Here is a 26170-nt window from a genome sequence, read left to right as displayed (position 1 = left end):
GTTTTAATCCAATAGTTTCTGTTGTTCTGTTATCTGCGTGACTATCTCTGCCGGATCAGCATCATTGGGAAGAGCCAGCTTCACCATCTTCGAGTCCTCCGTGAACTCATTCTTGTCGCCATAGATGTTCTGTGTTGTCGGACGTCCTGCCACCTTCTCCATAGCATCAGCCAGTCGCTGGTCCTGAGGAGCCTCCAACTTCGTCAGCTCGTCCACCCTTTTCACGAAACTCATGTTGATACCGTCAGGCAACGTCTGATGGATAAAATGTCCTGCACTCATGCGCCCCTGAGAGTCCAGTTTGCCCACATACTCCACCGTCTTAGGCCACGACAGGACGTAGTAGAAATTATTTACCATCAGCACAGGCCCCTGGGCACAGGTCTCCGTATTCCCAGACGGCGTCTCACACATCAGCCTCGCCTCCAGTTCCTCTATCCTATGGTCTTTCTCCTCACACTCCTTCGTCTTATCCGCCAAGTCGTTTTTCAGTTTCTTGTTCTCATTCTTCTGACGCTTTAAGTCATTCTCCAGTTGCGCAATCCTTTTCAGCAGCATCTCGTTCTGAGCCTGCATCTTACCGCCATTGGCGGCCATATCGAGAATTATCTTCAGTTCCTCTGCATCTTTAGCCATATATGTATCCTTTTCAGTTATCGGTTTTCAAAAAACATCGGCAAATTTACAAAAATAAAATGGATTGCCCATTAGGCAACCCACTCTTTTTTATGTTAATAATCCTCAATGCACAAAACCCCGTTTTTGTGTATGAAATTTCGTTACTAAAGTGGAACGCAGGGACAGATTGTCCCCTCAGCTGTCATTCCTTGGAAGGTGTCTGCGAATATGCCTTCCTATACTGTGTTGCCGCATCGTAGTATTCACCCAGAGCGTAGAACTTGTCACCCTTCTTCATAGCCGCGTCGGCTCCACATCCCATGAGGAATATGGAGACCACACATACTATTGTCAGGTGCAATATCTTTCGCATACGTATATAATAACGAACAGGCAAGCCGTTTATTGCCTGCCTGTTCCGCTATTATTCCGCTTGGTCCTGTCCTGTCCCGTCGCCTGGATTGACAGGAATGTTACCTCCCGACACGGTGATGGTGATGCTATATCCGATGTCCGGATTGTCTGTTGACGTGATGCTGATGGTTGTCTGGCCGTTGTCCAACAGGCTTAACAGGCCGTTCTCGTCCACAGTGGCTACTTGCGTGTTGCTCGAAGCCCATGTGACACCCTTCTCCGTCGTGTACGTCGGTGTGAAGACGGGCTCTAGCTTGTAGGTGTTGCCGGCAATGAGCGGCTGCGTGATGTCTATACCTCCAAAAGTCAGGTTGGTGGGGTGTACCACCACCAAGACGGGGGTAAAGGCACTGGTGAATCCGGTGTCGTCGTTGCTGTAGTGCAGTGCAAAGGCATAGTCGCCGTTATGCTCGAACCCTGCGCTTGGCGTCACTTCCAGTGTCAGCACACCACTGGTGGCATCACCTGTTATCGTGTTGATGGTGAGCGACGGCGTCTCGCTGAGCGACTTGCTCTCAAAGGTGAATGCCTTGCTGTTGTTTACCAGTTCCGGTATCATCTTCTTGGGTTCAACACGGTAGCGTAACGTCATCGGGCTGGTCCCGTCCACACGGATGCAACCGCTGCTGTGTTCCGGGACAAATACCATCGACTGCACTCTCTCAATATCATCATTCTTGTTGCAGGCTGTTACCAGCAACAGCAGTGACATGATGGCGAAAAGAATATTCTTGTTCATAATACGCATTTTTATCTGATTACGATTTTCTTGTTGTTCTGAATGTAAACACCTTTCTTCGTGGGACGACCGTTGAGCTTACGTCCGCTCATGTCATACCAGTCGCCCTCGTCGGCATCACGCTCAACACCGTTGATATTCGTGATCTCGCCCGTGTTCACCAGTTGGATAACAGAGCTGTACGACGGACTGGAAGCTGCCTGGTGTAAGTAGAGCACAGCCTTTCCGGCAGGTACCTTCACGTCTTCGCCCTCCTCCTGGATGCTGTAGAACTCGTTGTTCCTCAAGAAGTAGTAGCCTTTATCGAAGTGAGTCGGTACGATGACGGGTACCAGACAGTTCTGTGAACCGTAGTCCTTGAAGTCGTCCGTGGTGATGGTGCTTCCACTGCTCATGCGTCGTCCGCAGGCCACGAGGTCGTAAGGAGTCTCATTACCCTCACTGCCGATCAGTACGCCGTTGTTGTGCTTGATGATACGCTGTCCGCCCACTGTCAGGTCGTTGTCCGACAGTTCTACGATGGTCACTGCGGCATTGTTCCGCTCATGGACAATGTACACCGACACGCCGTCCGGCACATATACATCGACACCACTCGAGAAGGTCCAGTAGCGGTTTTTCGCCGTTACGGTAGCCTTTATCTTGCCAGCCTTGAAGTTCTCCGACAGACTGGGCATCAGTGCGTAGTCATCAAGCAGGGCTAGGGTAGTGTGTACGGTGACTGATGTGGGAATGGCATCTTCGGCAATCTCCAGCGGCTCTTCCGTGTCGGGCAGATAGATGTCTGTCAGGTTGGGCACGTTGGCAAAGGCGTTGGCTGAAACACCCACTACGGAATAGGTCTTTCCGTTAGCGGTACAGGTAGCAGGAATAGTCACACTTGTGATTTGTTCCAGTTCGGTCTCAGATCCTTCGAGGCTCGAAACCTTCACCTCGTCGCTACCTTCCTCGGTTGGCGTGTAGGTGATAGGCTTCTCGTCAGGATGTTCTGGGTCGTCGTCGCCGTGAATCTCCTCACGGGTGATGGTGAACGACTTGATAACCACACCCTTGTAGTTGTTCTGTCCGGTAACCACTACCTGGTAGGTGCCCTCATCCGTACCACCGTCGTTGGTCACGGTATAGTCGTCCGCAGTCATGATGGTGCCGTCTGCAACGGTCACTTCCGGCTTCTGTACCTTCTCGTTGTAGATAAAGGAAGTCTTGTCGAGTGTTACCATTGCGTCAGTCAATGCCTTCGGCAGGATGGTGAAGGTCTTCACCTGTTCACCGGTATAGTCGCCTACGCCCTTCACCGTAACCAGAGCCGTTCCGGCATTGGTGTTCTTGCTGTATGTCAGGGTATAGTCCGTTCCTTCGCTCAGCGTCCTTTCTTCCATCGTTACCGTCACTGCAGGCTTGTGTGCTGTGCCGTCGAAGGTGTATTCGCTGGTCTCCAGGGTCACCACAAAGGTGTTTGCACCACTGCTTACAATGATGAACGACTGTGTGGCTTCGTCGGTGTAGTTGCCGATACCCTTCACGGTCACCTCATAGGTTCCAGCCTCTTTGCCACCCTCGTTGGTCAGCGTGTAGTCCGTGTCCTCGGTCAGAATCACCTTGCCGTCCTTTACGGTTACGCTAGGCTTCTGTACCGTACCGTTGTAGTTGAATACCGTCGGTGTCAGCGTCATCATACTGCTGGTTAGAGGCTTCGGCATGATGACAAACGTGGTTTCTGCCGATCCCGTGAAGTTGTCCTTACCGGTCACCGTCACGGTTACTGTGCCTACGTTGATGTTAGGCGATACGCTGGTGGTATAGCCGGTGGTAGGAACTACCAGTGTGCCGACGGTTACTTCGCGTACGCCTGGGTTCTTGGGCTTTCCGTCGTAGATGTTGCTGGCCATCTCGTAAAGCACGATATTGGCGTCGTTCAGGCTGAGCGGCGTGATGCTGAACTGCTTGGTAACCGTTCCCGTATAGTTGCTCTTACCTGTGATGATAACATTGTAGGAGCCGATGTTTACGCCACCTTCGTTGGTGATATAATAGTCGTTGGATGTCAGGAAGTCATGATCACTGACAGTCACACCCGGTCGCTGCTGTACGCCATTGTAGGTAAACGAGCTGGCGCTCAGCGTCACCATGTCGCCGGTCAGCGTCTTGGGCGTGATGAAGAAGGTCTTGTTGACGGTACCCTCGTAGTTGCCCTTACCCCTTACGGTGACCGTAGCCATACCTACGTTGATGTTGTCTATGTACATGACCGTGTAGTCGGTGCCCTCGTTCAGGGTCACATCACCTTTCTTCACCGTGACGGCAGGCTTCTGCTCGCCACCGGTATATACCACGCTTTCCGTGCTGAGTGTTACCACAAAGCTGCCTGCTTCCTGAGCAATGATGTTATACGTCTGGGAAGCCGTACCCGTATAGTTGCCCTTTCCGGTGACCGTCACGTTATACTGGCCTACGTAGATACCGCCATTGTTCGACAGGGTATAGTCCGTGTCCAGCGTCAGCGTTGTCTCACCTTGTTTCACGGTAACCTCCGGCTTCTTCAGCTCACCCGTGTAGATGTATTCCGTGTTGCTGAGCAGAATCATGTCGCTCGTGATGTCCTTCTGAGCAATCGTGAAGTTAACGGTCTTGGTGCCCGTGAAGTTGCCCTTACCAGTAATGGTGATGCTTGCCGGTCCAGCAACAATGTTGGTACCGTAGCTTACATCATAGCCTGTCGTAGGAACGACGTAGTTGTTGACAAGTACCTCGCGCACGCTGGGGTTCTTGGCCGTTCCGTCATAGACATAGCTCGGCAACTCGTACAGGTTGACGTCGGCCTCGGCAATGCTGAGCGGTGTAATCGTATATTTTGTCTGGGCGACATTGGTAATGGTGCCTTTATAGTTACCCTGTCCTATGACGGTGACATAGTACGTACCCTGATTCACATTACCGCTGTTGATGACCGTGTAGTCGTTGGCTTTCATGATGGTTCCGTCCGTCACGGTAACGTCAGGCCGCTGCAGGCTACCGTTGAAAGTGAAGGTGCCTGGCGACACAGATATCATCTCGGCAGCAAGGGGCTTGGGCGTGATGTTGAAGTTCTTGGTCACCGTACCCGCATAGCTGCCCATACCCGTCACAATGACGGTAGCGATACCGGCATCCTTGTTGTTCAGGTAGCTCACCGTATAGTTTTCGTCCTTTACCAGTACCGTACCCGGAGCAGTGCTGTTGTCGGTAACCGTAATGACAGGCTCCTTGGCCGTTCCGTCATATTCGGTGTCCGCAATGTCGCTGACAACAAATGCCGCTGCGTTCTGGGTGATGATGTAGAAAGGCTTCGAGGCACGTCCGCTATAGTTGCCCTTACCGTCTATATAGGCATAATATACGCCAACGTTGGTACCACCCTCGTTGGTCAGTGTATAGTCTGTACCCGGCGTCATCGTGTTCTCGCCGTCCTTTGCCGTCACCGTCGGCTTCTGGTTTGTTCCATCATAGACGAAATTCTCCTTGTTGAACTTGATCATGTCGCTCGTGACAGACTTCGTTGTGATGACGAACGTCTTATCTACAGCGCCCGTGAAGTTACCCGAACCAGTCACGGTCACCGTTGCCGTATTGCTTGCATTCACATTATTACTATAGGCAGTGGTGAAGGTCGGCACAACCATCGTGTCGCCCACCTTGACCAGCAGAACATTCGGCTTCTTTGCCGTCCTGTCATAGACAAAGGTCGACTGGTCGAGAATAACGCTGGTATTCGTGGCGTTCAGCGTGTAGGGATTGATGGTATAGCTCTGGCTGCCCGAACCCGAGTAGTTACCCGTTGCTGTTGCCGTCACCGTCACGGTGTAGTTGCCCGCATTGATGTTTCCGTCATTGCTGATGGTATAGTCGCTGGCGCTGATGATAGAGGGGCTTCCGTCACTCACGGTAACCGCCGGCTTCTGTACACTGCCATTGTAGGTAAACGGAGCACCTGTCAGCGTCACCATTGCATTCGTCATTGGCTTCTTGCCGATGGTGAATGTCTTCGTCTGTGTGAAGTCGTAGTTTCCTATACCCGTTACGGTAATGGTAGCTATACCTGCGTTGATGTTGGCGCTATAGGCCACCGTATAGTCGGTATTCAACGTCAATGGGTCGTCGCCTTTCTTCACCGTAACCACCGGCTTGTGCTCAGCACCATTGTAGGTATAGGTGCCCGCTGGCAGTGTGATGGTCACGTCCGAAGCTCCTACAATGGTATAGGTCTTTTTTACCGAACCCTTGAAGTTACCTTGTCCTGTAATCGTGGCTACCTTTTCACCAGGAGTGGTATGGTCTGGGCTATAGGTAATAGTATAATCCGTACCAGATGTCAGTGTCTGAAGAGCTGCGGGCAAAGAGGTATCCTTTACGGTTGCCGTTGGTTCTTTCGCTGTACCGTCGTAGGTATAACTCGTTGTGTTCAGTGTCACCATATCGTCAGCCAGTGGCTTGGGTAAGATAGTGAAAGTGGTAGATGCAGTTGTTGTACCAAAGTTGGCTCCGCCAATTGTAACTGTTGGAGCCGTTGTACTTGCATCCTTATTATTACTGTAACTGAAAGTATATCCAGAAGTTAATGTCAATTGGGTGTTGTTTGTCAGTGTAATCACCACTTTCTGAACGCCAGGTTCTTTGTCTGTGCCGTCATAGACAGCATTTGGCAATGGATAGAGGAAGATCTTCACTTTGCTTACCTGCTCTGAATTAGGGGAAATATCGAGCGCAGAGATGGTATATCTCTTTTCTGACATTCCTGTTTCGCTTGACTTCAACGTTCCTGAGAAGTTTCCGATACCTGTTACTTCGTAATAACCTGTGCCTACATCCGTAGTTCCTTCATTAACCAGTGTGTAGTCTAAACCTTCCGTTCGTACACCATTATACGTTACTGTAATGGTTGGCTTCTGGGCACTGCCGTTAAAGGTGAAGTTGTTTGCCGACAATGACACCATCGCTGCTGTCAGCGGACGTCGAAGAATGTTGAACTTTGCGTACTTTACAAAGTGATAATTACCCTTACCTAAGATGGTAATGGTGGCCTCGCCTACGTTGATGTTGTTATTGTAGGCAAACTCATAGTCAGTACCAGCAGTCAGTGTCGTGTTTTCTCCTTTTTTAACCGTGAGATGGAGAGTAATAGGATTACCCGTATAGATGATATCGGTAGCTGCTTCCGTCCAAGTGACAGTGACACCCGTTTCTGAATTATCTGATACAATGCTATATGGCACCTTAATGGTACCAGAATAGTTTCCTGCTGTTTTTGCCGCAACCGTCACATAATAAACACCTACTGCCGTTCCACCGTCATTGGTGACAGTATAGTCATCTCCAGTAATGATAGACGATGTATGTCCTGTTGGTATATCACTCACTGCTACATCAGGAACATGAGCAGAACCATTATAGGTAAAACTGTTATTTACAAACGGGTCTGTTGTTGGATTACTACTGCTCAGCGTAATCATATCACTGGTCAGAGGCTTCTGCGTAATCTTGTATGTTACATCTTTCGAACCAGCAAAGTTTACTGTTCCAGAAATAGTAATCGTCTTCGTACCCTGATTGGTGTAGTCTGAGCCTGTTGTTGGATACGAAACTGTATAGTCAGTAGTTTCCGTCAACTGAATACCATTCACCGTTACCCTCTCAATTTGGGGTTTCTGTTCGCTTCCATTAAAGACAGTACTGTTATACTCTAGGGTGACTATCGTATTGGTAGATGTCATATTGAGAGTACCAATAGTGTAATTACCGGATACTTTCGAACCTGTATAATTGCCTTTACCTGTAACCGTGACTTTATGTGTTGTTCCTGCATTAACAACCCCGTCACTAAGGGTATAGTCTATACCTTCTGTTAATAAAAGTCCGTCACCTGTGGCCCTATCTTTATCCCTCACTGTTACAGTAGGCCGTTGTTTGTTGCCATTATAAGTGAGTGTCTCTGAACCTAATGCAATTGTAATATTGGCATTACTTGTAATGTCCTTTGCATTGATGCTAAAGGTCACCTCACCAAATTTGCCATTATACGAATTGAGTCCAACCACACTGACTCTTGCCGTACCTACATTGATGTTATTGCTATAAACGACATCATAGTGGGTGCCAAATGTAAGTACATTTGTTCCGTCTTTTACCTCAACTGTTGGTGTGATTTCTGCACCTGTATAGGTTTGGTCGGCAATAGCAGTAATGGCGAAACCAGCACTATTAATAGAATAGGTTATTTCTTTTGAACCAGAATAGTTCGTTCCTTCTTTGGCAGTAAATGTCATGGTATAGGTGCCGACATCTTTACTTGCATTATTTTCCGGAAGCCCCTCTTCATGTTTACTGTGTGTTATGGTGTAATGGGTATTCTCTGTCAGATTATCCACGCCATCATTCAATGTAATTGTCGGTGTTTGTACATCTCCATTATAAGTAAAGGACGTGCTGCCAGTAAACGTACAATTTGAAATTGGCATTTTTGTGATGGTATAGGTGTTGCTGGCTGTACCATTGAAGTTACCTCTACCATTAACTGATATCGTATATGTATTTGCATCTTGTGAGGTGGGAATGGTTACATTATTGTAATCAGTATTCAACGTTAAATGCTGTCCCTGCAGATAAACTTGTACTGTATTTGCAGCGGGAGCCTGATTTTGGTGGTTATATACAAAACTGGTTGGCGAAAACTGTACACTTGCATCACTGATGGAACGTTGAGTAATATTATAATTAACAGTCTTAGTACCTTTGTATTCCCCCTTACCAGTAATGGTGATAGGGTAGGAACCAGCTTCTGTTTGAGCAGAAATGCCACTTACGGTATAATCCGTACCTTCTGTAAGAGTGACGGAACCACTACTTATGGTGACACTGCTAATAGCAGGCGTGTGTGCCAACCAGTCGTAGACGTGGCTCGATTCAGCAAGGGTTATAGTTGCTTCATAAGTACCACTACTGATGTTTTTCCTATCCGCAAACGTCGGGGTAATCCAAACATCATAGTTAGGCATAACGAACTCATAGGAAACGTATTTCGTCTTTGTCGTATAAGAAATGGTATTCACAATCTCAAGTGCTCGTCTTGGTGCAGCAGCGCCAGCATCAACAACGGCCTGTATCGTCAAGCCAGAAAGATATTTTGTATCGCTGGCAGCAATGGTTAGCGTCACAAGTGCACCTGTCGTAACCTCATTAACTGAAGTGATATCAGAAGTTGCTCCATCAGTTGCTGTTTCAACAATAGTGTTCCCGGTTGCACTGTATTTCGCAGTTATTTTAGGACCGGAATAGGTCTTAAACGTCACCTTACCTGCTGCCCATGTTGAGGTGGACACAAGTAGTGCTGCTAATGTAAACAGAATGTAATGTATCTTATTCATATTCTTCATTTTTTCCTATACCTTATTTAATAATAATCTTCTTTCCGTTCACAATATATATACCTTTCTGGGTGGGCACGCCTTGTATCTGGCGACCATCCAGGGTGTACCATTTCCCGTTATTCATGTCGTTAAGCGTCTTTTCTGGGGTATCAATGCTTGTCGGTGTTATGTCTAAGCGCAAGGGAGCACCAAAGTATGTTGTGCCACTTAAGTCTAAGTAGCATTTCCCTGCTGCCAGCGTACCACTTACTGTACGCACAAAATTGTCACGTACCAAGATACATATCTTTGTATTTCCGTTTTGGATATTTGGATCCGTAGTTAAATACCATGGTGAATCACAATACTTTAAATAGGCTCCTCCCGTCCATGTCGGTGTCTCTGCAGTCAGTTCTGGATAGAATGTCTTTGTGCTTCCTTCCCTAAAGAGCAACATGGGGGTCTGTTTCTTTATAACTTCTTTTCCAGTAAGTTCGACAGCAGTGGTGTTAAAACCATTCACAACCCAAGCCTGAACACCTGTTGGCACTTTCATGTTATAGGCTTCGGTATTATAATAAGCCTCCCATCGATAGGGGTCATCATCTTTCAACTGTAATCTCGGGCGAATCTGATAGGTTGCAGTCTTGGTTCCGGTGTAGTTGCCCAAGAAGGTAACTGTGACAGTATAGATATCAGGCTTTGACAAATCTAAAGCATTGGTATAATGTCCAGTAGTCGTCAGTGTGTAATCATTAGTTGGACCTTCTGAGAGAGGGCTGCTATTATATGACACAGCTACAGTGGGTGTCTGCACATTACCATTGTAGTTGAAATAATTGTCAGATGTATCAAAACCAGATCCAGACAAGGATATGACAGCTTGTCCTTTTGTCGATGTACTACCGATATTTCTTTGATTGATAGTCAAAGTTCCTCCCACGTAATTGAAACTATAGTTGATCGCAACTGCTCCTGAGGGCGTGATGGTATAGCTCCCTATAGGTGATGAGGCTGTTGCCATCGTGGCGCAAGAGGGTGGTGTAGTGAGTGCGCTAACAGTTTCGTCTCCGACAAATCCCGTAATGGTAGTGGTAAACGTTGGGTTTTCATCAAGATAATCCCTGCTCTTATTGTCTGCCGTGATAGTCAAAGGCGCTTCTGTAATACTAAGGGCCTGTGTTCTTGTATCCTTGTATATTCCACATCCTGTTACCGTAATAGATGAACTGAAAACATCCTTGTATGTATTATTACCAGTGGTGACGGTGTAATCAGTTCCTTTTACCAGAGTTGTCCCGCCATTCTTCAGCGTTACGGTATGGTCTGCACCATTATATACCAGACTGGTGGCTGTCCCGTCAAGCGTTAGGCTATATGTGCTGATGGATGTACATTCCTGCAATATCGCTGTTATAATGATATCTGAAGCTGGCATGGCAAGGCCATAGTCACCTGCATAATGTGTAATATGAGAACTATTGTGAGGGATGGTATCTTTCGTCTGGATGCCAGGACCACTAGCACGCCTTGGCGCCTCTGCCTGCCCCAGGTCTGTTACATATTCATATTCAATTCTGTCAAGATAATAGCCTGGGGTTATATTCGATATATGTATCGTGACGTTATTACTGTTGCTGGCTGGGATGTCTGTTGTGCCTGCAATAACGTTATTACTATTATACGTAGCCGTAACGGTACATTTGTCTACAGGATAAGAGCCCATTGAAACAATCTTATAGCTATATCCTCCCAAAGATGTCAGGAGGCAGGCCATTGTGAATACTATTCTTTGTATCTTGTTCATAGTCATGTCCTCCTTAATTTATTTTATAATCACTTTTTTTCCGTCTCTTATATAGATGCCTTTCTTCGTAGGCTGGCTTTGCAGCTTACGTCCATCCAAGGTGTACCAGTTTCCTGTTCCGTTCGCACCGTTGTTTTCATCCTCAATCATATTGATGCTTGTTACGTCACCACCTCCGAAACCTATAGTTAACGTGGGTGGAGCAGCAGGCGAGGATGCAGCTGCTGGCTTGGCGATATAGCAGCGATTAGCTGGTAGCTGATTGCCACTTTCATAGGCTCTGTAGAATTTATCATTTCGCAGTACATAGATGGCAGTATTGTCTGTCAGCAATGAACCATAGTCTCTTGCGTCACTTTCTCCCTTACCGATATAATTTTCTGAACAATCACCTGGTACGTCGCCTGTTGTCTTTTTCAAGTGATAAGTGCCATTGCAAGTCCCGCTTGATGCATGTAGCAGGACCGGAGTGCCGGCTGGAAGATATCCAATTGCTTCAATCGTTGTCGTACCTTTTCCAAAGTCAACCTTTGTTACCTTATAGGCTTGCAGCCCGTAAGGAACCGTCAAAGGAACTGCGTCGGAGTTGTAATAGGTAGAATAATGTCCTGTAGCAACACTAATGACAACCTTTCTGGTGATGTCAAAATCTATAGATGCGTTGGAACCACTGTACTCTCCTGAAGGAGTTATGGTAACAGTACCTGTGCGTGCAGTATAATTGTTAGTCCACGAAACGGTATAGTCTTCTGCTCGCAGGCTTATTCCTGCTACTTTCACACTTACAACGGTAGGTTTGACCGTAGCTTCAGCAGGATAAGGAGCAGCAGGGCCGGTGTAGTCATACTCATCCTCATCACTTGTTAGTGTGATGACGGCACTTGTTAGTGTCATTTCGAAGATTTGTCCGGCATAGTCACTCCAATATGCTGCTGTTTTGTAGTCATTACCATGTCCTTCTTTAACCCATATACGGAAGTTGTGGAAGGAATTGCCAAACATAGCAGTACCACCAACGGTAAGTGGTGATTCGGCAAGTACGTAGAGTTCTGTTAGGTTTCTGTTACTATGGAATGCGTATGGCATAATATTGGTTACTGTGCTTGCAACGGTATATGAATCGCCTGCCTTATTAGCTGGGTAGCAATAAAGATGTGTTAATGCACTATTGTATAATACACCCCCTGGGGCCTTGAAATTAGTTTCGGAAGCTACATCGATGGTCGTAAGATAGGTGTTATAGGCAAAAGCACCCTCAGTGATGCTGGTCACGGATTCGAGTAGCGTATATCCTTCATCCATCTTTCCAGCAGGGTAGCATATCAGGGTTGTCTTATCATTATTATATAGAACTCCATTTTCTGATGAGAAGTTTGATCCTTCTACCGTGATTGCCGTTAGACTGGTGCAATTACCAAAGGCAAATGTTCCAATGGTCGTTACCGAGGCTGGAATATTAATGGTACTGATGATTTTGCCATAGAAAGCATATGGACTTATTGATGTTAAATCGTTATCCAAAGTTACCGCTGTAAATGAGGGGGTTTTCCAAGGTACATCGTTTTGCGAGTATGAGTTCATCGCTTTATTACCATCAGCAATGATATATAGAGTGCTGCTGTTGATGTACCACTTTACATCATTTCCACCATTTACGCTGGGGTCACCGCAATAGCCTCCTCTATTGAATGTTGCAGATATCGTAACGGGATAGGCAGGCATTGTGAAGGTATCTGATTCTCTTGGGAAACTGACCGGGTTGTCAGTGCTGTTATATGAATAAATAAGAGATGTAGTCGTATAATTGGTAGTGGGGGTTAAAGTCACATTAAGGACTTCACCTTCCACAGCAGATGAATTGACAGCAATACTTCCATAATCTGATGATGATGTTGTGATCGAATATGACTGTCCTACAATAGCATTACCCGCAGCGTCAAGGCCGATACCATAACTGTTGATATCTGCAGAGAAATTATTTGCTGTGCCATTTCCACTAAGGCTTGTCGTGAATACTGCATGTCCGTCTGCATGGGTGATACCTGTTGTTCCTGTCAATGCTGCAGTGATGTCGATTGTTTGACCAGCCAAGAGGTAGACGTTATTCTTTGTTCCAGAGGAGCCACCTATTTTATTGTTATTTACATTTGCTGAACCAGCCAGTGTCAGTGTACCCTCGTTATAGATACCCGCTCCGTTCTTTTCTAAGGATACATAATTCCCTGTGACATTTCCGCCATTAAGATGTAGTGTACCTGCGTTGTAGATGCCGCCACCATTACCATTGTTATAGCCACCTTTGATGGTTCCTGTACCAGTGATGGTCAGAGTACCACTATTGTGGATAACATAACCATTGTCTATGGCACCAGTCAGTTTGCGGTCAATGGTATATGTGGCAAGATTAAGTGTCAGGGTGCCAGTAACTGTCAGTGGTCCGTCAATGCCAGGAATGGCTACGTAACTCTTAGTTAAGGTGTAATCTCCTGCATTCAACTGGTTTTGCAAAAAGTCCCATTCAGTCTGTAACTTGGCATTATCGCCATCAGCGACTACTTGGAGTCTAGTGTCATCAGAAGAGAAATAGGTATTAACTGCACTTGTCGCTCCCGTTGTGAAGGTTCCTTTTACAGATTGCAAGGTAACGCCAATAGAAGCTCCAGCTGTCAATGGGGTGGAAACATCAATTAGCTTAGTGCTAGGTAAATATACATTATTATTTGTAGTGGTATTATTGATGGTATTACTTGTCACTTGTGGGGCACCCTGCATCTTTAGTGTGCCTGCATTATAGATACCAGCACCATTGTTATTTGCCGTCACTTTATTGCCAGTGATAACACCTCCTTGCAAATCAACAGTACCAGCGTTGTAGATACCGCCACCATTACCATTGTTATAGCCGCCTCTGATTTGTCCTGTCGTTCCTTGGATGGTCAACGTCTTTCCGCTTTCCACCTTGATAACATAACCATTCGTGGCTGCACTGGTCAGATTTCTGTTAATATCAAATGTGGCAAGATTAAGTGTCACATTATTATTTACAACTAGAGGGCCGTCAAGCCCGGAGATAGCGTTGTATGTTTGAGTCAATGTAACCGTGCTACTACCATCTAACAGCGTCTGTAATGCATCCCAAGGTGTTTGTAACTTGGCATTATTACCATCAGCAACAACTTGGAGTCTGGCGTCATCAGAAGAGAAATAGGTATTAACGGCACTTGTAGCTCCCGTAGTGAAGGTTCCTTTTACAGACTGCAAGGTAACGCCAATGCTTGCACCCGTAGTCAAACCTCCAGCGCCAATGGCGATAGTTTTACCTGTTGTCAGATAAACATTGTTTGCGGCACTGCTTTTGGCGTTTCCCGTGATGGTGGGAGCGCCTATCATGGTCAGAGACGTGCCGTTGTGATAGATTCCAGCGCCATTGCCTGTTGACTTGTTACCAGTGATAGTTCCTCCCTCAATTGCCAGCGTTCCTTGGTTGATGATTCCACCACCATTTCCGCTGTTAAAGCCGCCAGTAATCTTGCCTCCAGTGCTTGTGTCCTTGATAGTCAGGTTACCTGTGCTTGTTACCGTTATCACGTTCCCATTGGTAGTGGCACTACTGCTCAGTCCACGATTGATAGTGAATCCATTGAGGTCGATGGTCACAGTACCAGTGACGGAAAGAGGACCGTCACCGCTAATGGCGGTATAATCTTGGTTTAATGTGACCTCGCCACCAGCTGTCAATTGCTCTTGCAAAACATCCCATTGCGTCATCAGCTTGGCATTATAGTCAGTACTACCAGCTTTGCCTATCACGTAATTGGGATTGTCGGAAAAGAATTTTAGATAATTGTTAGCTAAAGTGGCTTCTTTTGTAATGACTCCTACTGATGGCCTGCTAAAACCAATACTGCCATCACTACAGGTCAAACCTCCTTCGCCAATTGTGATTAGGCTAGACGAACTATCTATGTATAAGTTACTTGGATTCCCTCCTGTTGTGTTTCCAGTAATCCTTACATTCCCGCTCATAGTAATAGTTGATGAGCTCGACACATAGACTCCTGCACCGTTGCCAGTGGTCTGATTTCCAGTGATAGTACCTCCTTTAAGAATTAACTGGCCACCTCCTTGATTTATTATACATCCTCCATTGCCTGAATTTTTGTTTCCCCCTGTGATTGTACCTGTTTCCCCAGCATCTGAGTCTTGAATGGTTAGTGTACCCGAGTTACTAATTACATTTCCGTTTGCTATTGGACTGTCCAAATTACGGCGAAGTGTATGGCCGTTTAGGTCTATGGTAACGGTTTTACCGGATCCTATATACAGATAACCCTCTAGGTTAATGTCCTCTTGTAACGTATATGTATTCCCACTTGTCAAAGTGTAATAACCGCTACTTAGCGTTCCAAAATTGGATGCCTGTGAAACATTAACATTTGCTCCCCACACACCAGGGCATACAAACAATAGGGTGAGAGTGATGAGCAAGCCTTTACGGAGGTCATCACACAGGGTTTTGGTATAGATACCAACGTGCATATTGAATGGTCTTTGTGTCATCATACGCGGAATCATTTTTATTAATAACACAAAGGTAAGGAGAAAACCACCATAAGTGACTTACAATTTTCGAAAAACGACTAAAAAGTCAAAAAATGTTAGTCAAAAAACAGGAATTAGATAGCGTCGCCCTTTTCGTTTGCCAGCTCTTTCGCCTTCCACTCGCTGGGCGTCATACCTGTGATGTCTTTGAAGGTACGGAAGAAAGATATCTCGTTGGCGAAGCCGGACTTGAGGTACACCTCGGTGAGTTTGATGTCGGGATGGCGACGTATCAGCTGCTGGGCATAGGCAACGCGGTGCTTGTTGATGTACGCCGAGAAGGTACACTGCTCGACCCGCTTGATGCTGTAGGAGATGTAGCGGCTGTTGGTGCCCAGATAGTTGGCTATGTCCCTTACCTTGAGCTCGCTGTTAAGGTAGGGACGCTGTTCGTCCATATGCTGTCGGATACGCAGAAGCAACTGGTCGGTTGCCTCTTTCGGCATGAGTGGCGATCTGGTAACGGGTTTAGCCTCTTCCGACGCACTTTCCTCCACTTCAGGCGTAGCCTCTTCTGTCGGGCTTTCCTCCACTTCGGGCGTAGCCTCTTCCGACGCACTTTCCTCCACTTCAGGCGTAGCCTCTTCTGTCGGGCTTTCCTTCACTTCGGGCGTAGCCTTGCGGTGACAACGCTTCCAGTAAATCCATCCACCTGCGACAAGAATCAGCAGGACGACGGCACCGATCAGTGGATAGTAATCCTTGGACGACGTGGTGTTGATTGCTGCCTGGGGCAATTCTTTGTTGGCTAGGGGGAATAGCCATACCTCGGCCGTGGGGTCGAAGTTCGTGGTGTTGCTGTCGAATCCGCCTGTTATCACCAGGTTGCCGTCGGGCGTCAGCACGGGCAGCGTCACACTTGACGCCATCCGTTGGCCGGTATAGTAGCACATCATGGTGGCAGGATGCTCGGCGTAGTTGATGGCCAGCACGAACTTCTTTGTCTCTTCGACGTTGAAGCCCATCATATAGGCACACTGGTGCTCACGGTCAACCATTATCTGCGTAAACCAGACGATTTCGCCAAACTTGGTGTGCACCGGTATGGGACAGGCTGTAGGCAGTAGCGAGAATACCGTGTCGCGTACCTCTATAATAGCCATCTGGCCAGACTTGTCGTGTACGGGGAACAGATATTGGTGGTCGCCTATCGCGCAGGCATTGGCGTGGGTCTGGTGGTGAAGTAGGATAGGGGTCCACTCCTCCAGCAGCGGCACGCGGAAGCTCTCGCCCTTCATGCGGTCCACAATGCTTGCGTCCACGGGCTTTCCGTAGTTGTCCTGTTCGTCAGCCACTACCATGATGTTGTCGTCCGAAATGGGGAACAGATAGGGTGAGCTGCGTGGCACCGACACCTTGCTGACGCTCTCGAAATACATTCCGCCGTTCCATGTGGCTATGGCGTCCTCGTTATACCAGTTGCCCGAAATGACCACCTGGCCGTTTGCCAGTTCGACGCCGCTCACGTGGGTGCGTCTCTTGTCCAGACAGCCAAAGCCGTTGAAGTTGTGAGTCGCCGGGTCGTACATCTCCACCTCGAAGGTCTGACCGATACCCAGGTTCCTCTCGTAGCCGCCTGCCAGCAGTACCTTGCCCGTGTGCAACGGCACGCAGACACCATCGTCGTGGCAATATACCATCGGCACCACCTGCCACTTGCCGTCCTTCAGGTACTCCGCCGTCGGTGTCGGCACAAAACCCTTTGTATGGCCGCCCACCACCGTCAGCTCGCCTTGCGGAGAGAAGAATGCACAATGCGAGTGGCGGGGAATGCTCAGGTCTGGCAATCGTTCGGCTACGATCTTTACCATCTTGCACTCCCCGCTACCGCTACCGCCATCAGCCCACGCTTGCAGGCTTGCGCTTAACAGCATCATGACGGTCACCCTTAGTTTTTGTGCAACTCTCATGCGTATATTTTTAATGTTGTGTGCAAAGGTAGTAAAAAACGAGCCAATATGTACTAACAAAAATGTATATTTACTAACAATTTTTGTTATGTTAGTCGTTTTTTGTTGTAAAACATAACTTTTTGCTAACTTTTTGAACATAAAAGGAGCAAAAATAAACGAATATAGTAACAAACTTCTGAAACAACTCTTCTTCTCTTCGACACCGATTTCCCCGCTGTTTGATGGCCTGCTCCACCTCTGCGTCAGACTTGTCGGCCATATCCTTGTTGCGCACTCTGGCCCCCAGTGCCCACACCTCCTTTTGGTAGTCCATAAAAGTAGTTACGAACTTCGTTGTGGTCTGCCCGTCAAGTGCCAGTCGGTTAGCGATGCCCTTCGCACGTTTGTTGGCCAACTCTTCGCGGCTCAGCTTGGGTTTGTTATCACACCGTGCCTGGCACCGTGTGACACTCCGTTGACATTCTTGCTCATTTTATCTGGTTTTTATTTGTATATTCAGAAATAATGTTTAACTTTGCAGCGACAAGTGCCGAAAAGTGTTATAAACGCACATAAATCGGCAGTAAAAAGTGTTTGTATGGATATAAGAAGAGACATTATTGCAGACTTTAAACAGTGGAAGGATAGTCCACAGCGTAAGCCTATTCTGTTACAAGGTGCTCGTCAGATAGGGAAAACCTGGGTGATGGAAGCTTTTGGCAAGGAGTGCTTTGAACAATATGCCAGATTCGATTTCGACCGACAGCCAGAACTAAAATCTGTCTTTCAAGTTTCAAAAAGTCCTGAGCGCATTATCAAGGAACTGGCTCTGTATTGTGATGTTCCATTGATAGCAGGGAAGACATTGCTTATTTTTGACGAGATTCAGGAGTGCGAGGAGGCTCTGAATAGTCTCAAATATTTCTGTGAGGAAGCCCCGCAATATCATATCATTGCTGCGGGTTCATTGCTTGGGGTGGCTGTCAAAAGGCGCAGGATGACTGTTCCCGTAGGCAAGGTTCGGGTCATGAGAATGTATCCTGTCTCGTTCAGGGAATTTCTGCGCGTCAGTGATGAACAGACATTTGAATATGTGGAAGGAATAGAATCGCCCGCCCATCTTCCTGAGATTATATTGAACAAACTGAAATTGGAATATCGCCGTTACATGATATGCGGAGGAATGCCTGAAGCTGTTGTTGCCATGCTCAACAATCAAGGAATGCAATCTGTGGACGATGTCCTACAAGGCATTTTGGATTTGTACGAACTTGATTTTGCCAAGTATGCGGAACCACGTGAAATTCCACGTATTCGTGCCATCTGGCACTCCTTGCCTTCACAGTTGGGTAAAGAGAACCGTAAGTTCATATTCAAGGTTATCAAGACGGGGGCTCGCTCCAAAGATTATGAGGATTCGTTGCTATGGTTAGAAGATGCAGGCATGATTTATCGCATCAACAACGTTTCCAAGCCAGGCATGCCGTTGAAGGCCTATGAAGAGCCAGATGCCTTTAAGGTATATGCCTGCGATTGTGGCCTGTTGCGTCAGCTTGCTCATCTGCCTGCCAGTACCATCATGGATTCGAGTTCCAACTATACAGAATTCAAGGGCGCTATGGCAGAGAATGCTGTGTTGCAATCGCTAATGCCGATGATGAACAATCAAATGCCAAATTATTGGTCGCCTGATAGTAAGGCTGAACTGGAACTGCTGATTCAGTGGAAGGACGAGATTATTCCTATTGAGGTAAAAGCAGAAAACTGCATCAGCGGGAGGAGTCTGAGTGTGTATAACGACAAATATCATCCTCTGCACCGCATCCGCTTCTCTTTCCTTAATCTACAGTCAAACGGTGGGTTGATCAGTTGTCCATCACCTCTGGCTGAGTGGTTCTGGAAATGGATTTAAAATGATATATCAGCAATGACGCATCATTACGACAGTTCGGCATCTGTTGGATAGCTATCTGATTGAGTTTCACCAGCCGTTCTCCCTGTGGCATACCGTCGTTAATGAGCACAGCATTTATATTCTCCATGTCAGAGAGGAAAAGATAGTGATATTTTTCGTAAAGTGTAAGAATAAAGAAAGGAAAAGTTATTTTGTTATTTGTTATTTGTTATTCGTCACATCGTGCCTGGCACGGTGTGGCCTTTTTTTGCGGACGCAAAATTAAAAAAAATAATGGACTGACCTAATCGTCACCCCACTATTATGTGCAAAAAATAGTTAATCCCTTTAGTTGTTCGCACACAGGCTATCTACCTCGTCAATCAGCCATCAGACATTAGTTGTCACTCACCCTGTGGCACAAAAAGTGCACAATAGGGTCGGTTCCGCTGTGCACTCGGAACATACACGGGGACTCTAAGTTTGCATTCTGATAGAGAATATCAGTGAAGAATTTGCTCAATACCGGCCAATTCCTTACCTTTGTTGTCAGAAGGAGGAAAAGGCCGACAGGAAAGGGAAACTATCACGGGGTCAAAAGTCCTTAGAGTCTATGAACCGCCTAAGTCCTTCCTGTTTAGTTGCAAAGTCCAGATAGAATGCCAGCGGCACTGTAGCCTATTTAGAGTCCAAGACTAGACAACTATTGGCCAATTCCTTCATTAAAGACGGTACAAAGGTATGAAAAAAATCTTTATTGGCATCGATTTCTCGAAGGAAAAGTTTGATGCGACCCTCATTAAAGCGGAGGGACTGAAGGAATGTGCTCCAAGTATGCACGAAGTGTTTGACAACAAGACATCGGGCTTCCGTCGTCTGGTTAGGTGGGTGAAGGCCCAATCCGAGGGGCTACCTATTGATACCTGGATCTTCTGTGGCGAGAACACTGGTGCCTACAGTATTGGTCTAAGCAACTATCTCTATGCTTCTGGCTACGATATGTGCTTGGAGTGTGCCTACAAGATCAAACACTCTGCAGGTATTCTGCGGGCAAAGAATGACAAAACAGACTCCATGGTTATTGCAGAATATGCTATGCGTAACTATGACAAGATTAGACTTCACAAGCCTCAGAGTAGCTCGTTGACATGCTTAAGAGAGGTTTTTCTATATCGTCATAGTCTTGTAAGACAAAAAGTAGCACTGACCGTCAGAAGAGACGAGAAACGGCTCACACAAGAGAAATCAGATGCGAGAGCATTCATGTCCTTCACTAGCAAGCATCTCATCACGGAGATTAACAAGGCCATTTACAAATGCGACCAGAAGATAAAAGAGACTATTGCTGCTGATGACGAACTCAGGGAGATCTTTGACATCATCACTTCTATGCCAGGCATAGGTGTACAGAATGCCACGTGCCTGATGGTTTATACGGACAATTTCCAGAAGTTTGATATGGATTCCCGCAAAATAGCTTGCTATTATGGTATAGCGCCATTTGGACGGCAATCAGGAACCAGTGTCAATAGCAGGCCAAAAGTCAGTCCGTTTGCCAACAGGATGATTAAGTCACTACTCTCACAAGCAGCATTAGCAGCTATCAAGTCAGATATCAATATACACAACTACTATCAACGCCTCATAGAGCGTGGCAAGCATCCTCTGTTGATTCACAATAATATCAAGAACAAGATGCTGCACGCCCTTGTAGCAATGGTTAGAGACAGAATAAAATACAACCCTGATTATGTCTATCAGATAAATAAATCAGCTGCATAGATACTCAAATGTTAAATATATAGTTAAATCGCATAATATGTTTGGAATTTACCATAGAATGCGGTTCCGCTGTGCACTCTTATTTGTGCCATAAGTACCGTTGTGTATGTTTACATCGTGACCACCACTTTCTTGCCGTTCTTGATATAGACGCCGCGCTGCGTGGGCTTGCCATTGATGCGGCGGCCCTGCAGGTCATAGTAGCTGTCGACGCTATGGCCTGCCTTTAGCGTCTTCACACTAGTCGGTGTGGCCTGTCCTGCCTTGTACATCAGGCGCTCATAGTTATAGTAGCCGCCATTGGCAAAAGGCATGATCTGCGTCAGCAGGTCGTGGTTGGTGAAGATGATTTCCGTTGGTGAGGGTTCCGTGATGGCGGGTCCTGTCCATTTCCATATCTTGCGACCGTTGGCGGTAGTGCCTACCATCACGCACGGGTCTCCGTCCATGTTGCTATGCAGGTTCACATGGTCGTCGCCAGCCTTGCGCACCTTGCACCAAACGGGCTCGTCCCAGCAGAAGCGGGGCAGTTCGAAGTAGGCGCAGTAGCGGCCGTCTTCGACCTTTACGCATTCCGGGGCATCAGCCGGACGGGTGTAGTCAGGTGTGGATTGCTCCATTGGCTGGGCCTTTGTGTCAGGGAATACCGTCAGCCGCAGTTCGGTACATCCGTATGGCACCAGTTCTATGTATTTCCGTTCACCGCCCAGCAATGTCAAGTGTCCCTGTTCGGGCAGATGCGGCGTGAAGTTGTTCTCCTCCAGTTCCCATTCTATCTGTCTGACGGGAACTTGCAGCCTGACCGGTGTGTATTGCGCGTCGAACGGGATGGCACCGCTGGGCTTCTCCACCGTCGGGCGGTTCACATGTATCTGTGCTCCGTCATCATCGTAGGCATAGTTGAAGTCTCCCGTCGGCGTGATGTTCCAGCTTTTGAAGTCAGGATTCTCCGACACCTTGCCGTGCATGTTCTCGTACACCTTTGTGTCCTCCTCCATCTTCTGCGGTATGGCATAGGCAAAGAGCAGCGGACCGCGCTGGAAGTAAATGCCCTGTCCGTCCAGCAGTTTCTTCTCAACGGTCATCGGCAGCGTCAGCACTACGACATCGCCTTTCTTCACCTTCTCGGGCAGTCGGACGAAGGTGCCCGCCTTCAGTTCCACGTCAGCAGCTGTTCCGTTGATGGTCATCGAGGCATGCTGGCACCATGTCGGAATGCGTAGTGTCAGCGGTATGGATGCGCCGTCCTGTCCGCTGACGGTGAATGTGAGCACCTCGTCGAAGGGATATTCCGTAGCACAGGCGATGGTCAGGTTGCCCTGTGCCGTGGTGAAGGTGGCCTCGCTGGGCCCGTATATCGTAGCCACGGCGCCACCCTCGCTGTCTTTCATCCACATGCGGCTCACCATGTTGGGCAGCATGCGGTTGACGTTGCCTGCGCAGCATTCCGTCTCGTGTGTCGGACGATAGGCCATCCACGTGGAGCCATGTTTGTAGATGTTGTGGTTTGACGAGCCAGTAGCGATAAACTGGTTGATTGACGAGAAATACTGCAGCGTGTGGAAGTCCTTGGTGATAGAGCCCAGTCCGGCGTTGTACACCGCCGTCTCTATCTTGTCAGCCCATTCTGCCTCGCCCGTCACAGCCAGGTAGTGGTGTAGGGTCCATGTCAGGTCCACCACGTCGCAGGTCTCGTGGCTATGATGTACATCGTTTCCCACGAGGAACTCAGCGCTCGACGGTACGCCGTCTGGCAGCATTGACTCACGCTCCAGTTTCCGCACAGCCATGATGGCCAGGTCCAGGTACTTCGTCTTTCCCGTATAGGCATACAGCAGCAGCGGCAGTTTCAGCATCTCGCAGAAGGTCACGCTGTGCATATAGAACGGTTCGCTGCTGGTGATAGCCGTCTCGTCGACCGCAAACTTATCCTGTATGGCCCACGCATCCTCGGCCAACTTCAGCAGTTGCTCGTTGCCGGTCTTGCCATAGGTCCACAAGATGCCTTCGAGTGACATGATATTCCGTCCGCCAACGATGCCTCCCGCCAGGTCTTTTTCGGTAAAGTTCAGATAGTGACGCTCCAAAGCCGCCGGAATGCGCTGGTCGCCATCATGCTCATACTTCGCCTGCAGCACGCGGAAGAACACCGACATAGGCCATGTGATGCCCGTCAGCGATCTGTTGCCCAGCACACCGGCATCGGTAGCATTCGCCAGCGTATATTCTATGCCCTCCATGGCCTTGTTCACCATCTCGCTGGCGTTCAGCTCGTAGCCCAGCCGCAGCAGACCGTCGGTATAGTATGCCGTTTGTTCATAGCGCCACCAGTTGTCGCCATAACTCTCGTCAGAGCGTGAAATCTCTCCCGCCCACAGACATGAATTATAGGGATAGGACAGCGCCTCAGGGTGCCCTGTCAGTCCGTCGTGCTGTCTTTGCAGCAAGGTCTGCAGCCACCCCGTCGGGTGAATGTCCGGCACCCCGCCAGCATCGTATTTGCTTACGTTGACAGCCAGCGAACACACACACTGGTACATGGCCATAATGGCCATGAATAACATTCGTCGCATTGATTCTTGTTTTATGAGCAGGTCCTTATTACATCGTGACTTCCACCACATGCTTGCCGGCGGAGTAGGGGATGACGGTGCCCTGGATGGGCTGTCCGTCGACGATGACCTGCTTGACACCCTTCTGCTGTCCGTTGGGGTGGATGTTTATCTCGTACTGGGCATCGCGGAACTTGCGGCTGACGGTGTAGTCGCAGGCTGTCTCGGGCAGACAGGGGTCTATGCGGATGCCGTCGTAGTCGGGCTTGATGCCGAGGATGAACTCCGAGACGGTGTACCACATCCAGGCGGCTGTACCCGTAAGCCACGAGTTCTTGCCCTCGCCGGGACGGAAGGCATCCTTGCCGGCTACCATCTGGCAGTTGACGTAAGGCTCCACCTTGTGCAGCGTCTGGTATTTTTCCTCGACGTATGAGGGCAGGATCTTGGCATAGTGGCTCCAGGCATCGTTGCCGCGCCCGGCGAGACACTCGCCGATGATGACCCACGGGTTGTTGTGGCAGAAGATGCCGGCATTCTCCTTGTAACCCTCGGGATAGGAGGAAATCTCGCCGTACTCGTAGATGTATTTCGAGAAGGCCGGGTTGTTGAGCACCATGCCGTGTTCGCACTCCAGGTACTTCTTGCAGGAGTCGAGCGACTTAGCCACCATACCTTCCTCGGTACCAATCTCAGCCATCGTACACCAGCCTTGCGACTCGATGAATATCTTGGCCTCGTCGCACTCGTTGGAGCCAATCTTACGACCGTAGAAATCGTAGGCGCGCAGATACCACTCACCGTCCCAGCCGTGCTTCTTCACGGCCTCGATCATGGCATCCACAGCTTTCTGCATGCGCTGCCCTTCATCGTGCTTTGCGATTTTGTCGCAAAGTTTTATGTACTCTTTGCCGGTAACGACGAAGAGGCCGGCAATCATCAGCGACTCAGCCTTGGTGCCCTCAGAGACATTCTCGGTAGTCTGGAACGACTCGTTGGGGTCCCACGAGAAGCAGTTGAGGTTCAGGCAGTCGTTCCAGTCGGCACGTCCGATGAGCGGCAGCATGTGCGGACCGAGGTTGTTGATGACGTGGTCCATCGAAATCTTGAGGTGCTCGAAGAGCGTCACCTCAGAGCCCGGCTGATTGTCGAAGGGCACCATCTCGTCGAGGATGGAGAAGTCGCCCGTCTCCTTGATATACGCCACGGTACCGAAGATGAGCCAGCAGGGGTCGTCGTTGAAACCGCCGCCGATGTCGTTGTTGCCGCGCTTGGTCAAGGGCTGGTACTGGTGGTAGCAGCCACCGTCGGGGAACTGTGTCGAGGCGATGTCGATGATGCGCTGGCGGGCACGAGGCGGAATCTGATGGACGAAGCCTACGAGGTCCTGGTTGGAGTCGCGGAAACCCATGCCGCGTCCGACACCACTCTCGAAGAACGATGCCGAGCGCGAGAAGTTGAAGGTGACCATGCATTGGTACTGGTTCCAGATGTTCACCATGCGGTCCAGCTTGTCGTTGCCCGTCTTCACCTTATAGATATTCAGCAGGGCATCCCAGTACTGGCAGAGCTCGGCGAAAGCCTTGTCCACCTTGGCGGTGGTGTCGAGCTCAGCGATGAGCGCGTGCGCCTTCTGCTTGTTGATGACCTGCGGAGCCTCGAATTTCTCTTCCTGAGCATTCTCGATATAACCCAGCAAGAAGATGAAGTCCTTCGACTCGCCGGGTTGCAGGGTCACCTCGATATAATGTGAGGCAATGGGACTCCAGCCGTGGGCATGCGAGTTGCGCGGCTTGCCCTCCATGACGGCATCGGGATTGGCAAACTCGTTGTAGAGACCTACGAAGGTCTCGCGGTCGGTGTCGTAGCCCTGGATATCAGTATTCACATGATAGAACGCATAGTGGTTGCGGCGCTCGCGGTATTCGGTCTTGTGATAGATGGTAGAACCCTCTATCTCCACTTCGCCCGTCGAGAAGTTACGCTGGAAATTCTCCATGTCGGTAGCGGCATTCCACAGGCACCACTCCTCGAAGGAGAAGAGTTTCAGCTGCTTCACCTCCTGGCTCTGGTTGGTCAGCGTGAGCTTCTGCACCTCCGCCCATTTCTTCAAGGGTACGAAGAAGAGCACGCTGGCCTCGACACCGTTCTTGCGGCCCGTGATGCGGGTGTAGCTCATGCCGTGACGGCACTCGTAGAAGTCGAGCGGAGTCTTGCAGGGTTTCCAGCCCGGATTCCACACCGTGTCGCCGTCCTTGACGTAGAAATAGCGTCCTCCGTTGTCCATCGGCACGTTGTTGTAGCGATAGCGTGTGATGCGGCGGAACTTGGCATCCTTGTAGAAAGAATAGCCTCCGGCGGTGTTGCTGATGAGAGAGAAGAAGTCCTCGTTGCCCAGGTAGTTAATCCAGGGCCACGGTGTTTTGGGGTCGGTAATCACATACTCACGGTGTTCGTCGTCGAAGTGACCATATCGTTTTTGTTGTTCCAT

The 26170-nt window shown here is 48.6% G+C and carries 11 protein-coding genes and 1 pseudogene; 2 read left to right on the top strand and 10 right to left on the bottom strand.

The features are described from left to right. Positions 1–3: 3 nt before the first annotated feature. From BLU47_RS08440 to BLU47_RS08415, 7 genes are all read right to left on the bottom strand, one after another. Positions 4–636, bottom strand: coding sequence for a hypothetical protein (locus BLU47_RS08440; protein ID WP_091961159.1), 633 nt, complete (start codon positions 634–636; stop codon positions 4–6). Between the two features lie 184 nt (positions 637–820). Beyond that, positions 821–991, bottom strand: a complete 171-nt coding sequence (locus tag BLU47_RS14765) for an outer membrane protein assembly factor BamD (protein WP_176780514.1) — start codon at positions 989–991, stop codon at positions 821–823. A gap of 51 nt (positions 992–1042) precedes the next feature. After that, positions 1043–1771: an Ig-like domain-containing protein gene (locus BLU47_RS08435; protein ID WP_176780513.1), complete on the bottom strand. Its 729-nt coding sequence runs from the start codon at positions 1769–1771 to the stop codon at positions 1043–1045. 11 nt (positions 1772–1782) lie between these two features. After that, entirely contained in the window at positions 1783–9168 is a 7386-nt protein-coding gene (locus BLU47_RS08430; protein ID WP_143025509.1) for a hypothetical protein, read from the bottom strand. A gap of 22 nt (positions 9169–9190) precedes the next feature. Continuing rightward, positions 9191–10555 (bottom strand): MBG domain-containing protein, encoded by a 1365-nt coding sequence (locus BLU47_RS08425; RefSeq protein ID WP_143025508.1) that lies wholly within the window; start codon positions 10553–10555, stop codon positions 9191–9193. A gap of 420 nt (positions 10556–10975) precedes the next feature. Further along, a complete protein-coding gene (locus BLU47_RS08420; RefSeq protein ID WP_176780512.1) occupies positions 10976–14767 on the bottom strand; it encodes a leucine-rich repeat domain-containing protein in 3792 nt (1263 codons plus the stop codon). An 866-nt stretch (positions 14768–15633) separates the two neighbouring features. Continuing rightward, positions 15634–17469 (bottom strand): helix-turn-helix domain-containing protein, encoded by a 1836-nt coding sequence (locus BLU47_RS08415; RefSeq protein ID WP_176780511.1) that lies wholly within the window; start codon positions 17467–17469, stop codon positions 15634–15636. Positions 17470–18049: 580 nt separating this feature from the next. Here BLU47_RS08415 and BLU47_RS08410 point away from each other — a divergent pair. Then, on the top strand, positions 18050–19363 hold the full coding sequence (locus BLU47_RS08410; RefSeq protein ID WP_091961143.1) for an ATP-binding protein: 1314 nt from the start codon (positions 18050–18052) through the stop codon (positions 19361–19363). On the opposite strand, the pseudogene BLU47_RS15150 reads toward BLU47_RS08410, so the two are convergent. Next, positions 19317–19502 (bottom strand): annotated as a pseudogene (locus BLU47_RS15150) (hypothetical protein); the annotation flags it as partial. The gene BLU47_RS08410 and the pseudogene BLU47_RS15150 overlap by 47 nt on opposite strands. 584 nt (positions 19503–20086) lie before the next feature. Here BLU47_RS15150 and BLU47_RS08405 point away from each other — a divergent pair. Beyond that, a complete protein-coding gene (locus BLU47_RS08405) occupies positions 20087–21127 on the top strand; it encodes an IS110 family transposase (protein WP_091961140.1) in 1041 nt (346 codons plus the stop codon). 110 nt (positions 21128–21237) lie between these two features. Here the strand turns inward: BLU47_RS08405 and BLU47_RS08400 are convergent, their stop codons facing one another. Both BLU47_RS08400 and BLU47_RS08395 read right to left on the bottom strand, forming a co-directional pair. Continuing rightward, complete coding sequence (locus BLU47_RS08400; RefSeq protein ID WP_176780510.1) at positions 21238–23700, bottom strand: beta-L-arabinofuranosidase domain-containing protein; 2463 nt, start codon at positions 23698–23700, stop codon at positions 21238–21240. 28 nt (positions 23701–23728) lie between these two features. After that, complete coding sequence (locus tag BLU47_RS08395; RefSeq protein WP_091961133.1) at positions 23729–26170, bottom strand: glycoside hydrolase family 94 protein; 2442 nt, start codon at positions 26168–26170, stop codon at positions 23729–23731.

Source organism: Prevotella sp. tc2-28, from assembly GCF_900107705.1.
GTDB lineage: Bacteria > Bacteroidota > Bacteroidia > Bacteroidales > Bacteroidaceae > Prevotella.
This window is presented reverse-complemented; position numbering and strand designations above follow the sequence as displayed.